Genomic DNA, 1441 nt, shown 5'->3' on the forward strand with positions numbered 1-1441 from the left:
AGTCCCGGAACGGGACGTTAGGGACTGGCATGTAGCTTGCGAACGCAAGGCGAATGCCAGAAGGGGAATTTGCCGCAGGCCGAGCGAGGCCTTGTGCCGAAGCGTAGCGGTAAGTCGCTGTTATGCGTAGTAGTTGGTGTTAAGGTTTTTGCCAAACTAGAAATCGATATCCGCCATCAAAATAGTCTTCTTCTAAAATTCGTCCGTATTTATTATTCCAAGTACCATTCTTCAAATCATTTTCAAGTCTTTCTTGGATAAATTTTAATGTATTCGATTCTAAACTAGCCAATGGTGAAATTCCGGATATAAAATTTTGATCTAGTTACAGAGACGGTTTTTTCCATCCCGAAGCAAAGAAATTATCCATAAGATTATCTGGTAGAGAAAAATAGATAATTTTTACATTAGTATTGGTAATAGATTCGATCAGGGATTTGAAATCTTTAATATTAATATATTTGGAGATAGCATTTTCGAAAACAATTTTAAAATAGTCTATTAACCAAGATTTTTTTGAAACTAGCGTAGGATCGGCAGTAAAAATAACTGCAAAATGTTTAGATTTTAAAGTGCGATTTATTTCCGAAATAGCTAATTGAAGATTACTGAAATGATGAGAAGCGAGAACAGAAAAAATACCATCAAAAAAATTGTCCTGAAATTCAATATGTTCGGCGGATCCTTTTATCCATTTAATGTTTTTATTTTCTGATGATTGATCAATCATAATCGCTGAAGGTTCAAGGGCAGTAACATCATATCCCTTAGAAGAGAAGAAGTTAGAATAGTTTCCTGTTCCAGCCCCGACATCCAATAACTTAATGTTAATTCCATTTAGGAGTAGGTTTTCTTCGATAATAGAAGCAATCCTGTGATCAACTTTTCTTGTATTATTATAATTTAAACCGATTTTATCGTAAGGTTCCATGTATTTATATAGAGTTCCAACTATTACGCATAACGAACTAGCTAACCAACGTAGGCTGACCCTGAGCCTCCTAGAGGCGTTAGGGGCTGGAACGACACTTGCGAAGGCAAGTGGAGTGCCAGAAGCCTATGTGCCGTAGGCCAAGCGAGGGCGAAGTCCCGAAGCGAAGTGGTTAGCGGATGATAATTGCAGTTGGTTACGAATACAATAAAAGTCTAGTCGAAAGGAATGGGAATTTAGCGCAAATTTTTTCTCATATTTCTTCAAAAGCCTGAATTGCTTAAAAATCGTAAATGGAATAACACAGCTTTGTATTTCTTACTGTCTTAATCGACAACTACCTCATTCAAAAAAATTTGCGCGCCTTATTCTTTTGATCAACCAATTGCAATTATCGAAATAGCCTTAACGACGTAGGCTGTCCCTGAGTCCCGGAACGGGACGTTAGGGACTGGAACGACACTTGCGTTAGCAAGGGGAGTGCCAGAAGCCTATGTGTCGCAGACCGAG

Annotated in this window: 2 protein-coding genes; both read right to left on the reverse strand. The window is 38.4% G+C overall.

Annotated elements, in window-relative coordinates:
* Nucleotides 1–139 precede the first annotated feature (139 nt).
* Nucleotides 140–292 (reverse strand): hypothetical protein, encoded by a 153-nt coding sequence (locus tag EHQ62_RS18710; RefSeq protein ID WP_244241700.1) that lies wholly within the window; start codon nt 290–292, stop codon nt 140–142.
* 33 nt (nt 293–325) lie between these two features.
* A complete protein-coding gene (locus tag EHQ62_RS08410; protein ID WP_244241701.1) occupies nt 326–931 on the reverse strand; it encodes a class I SAM-dependent methyltransferase in 606 nt (201 codons plus the stop codon).
* Nucleotides 932–1441: the final 510 nt, after the last annotated feature.

Origin of the sequence: Leptospira jelokensis, from assembly GCF_004769635.1 — a bacterium.
GTDB lineage: Bacteria > Spirochaetota > Leptospiria > Leptospirales > Leptospiraceae > Leptospira_A > Leptospira_A jelokensis.

Bases quoted from the DNA above. Each gene is read 5' to 3' on its own strand.
- EHQ62_RS08410 (WP_244241701.1), bottom strand. From the start codon at position 931: ATGGAACCTTACGATAAAATCGGTTTAAATTATAATAATACAAGAAAA.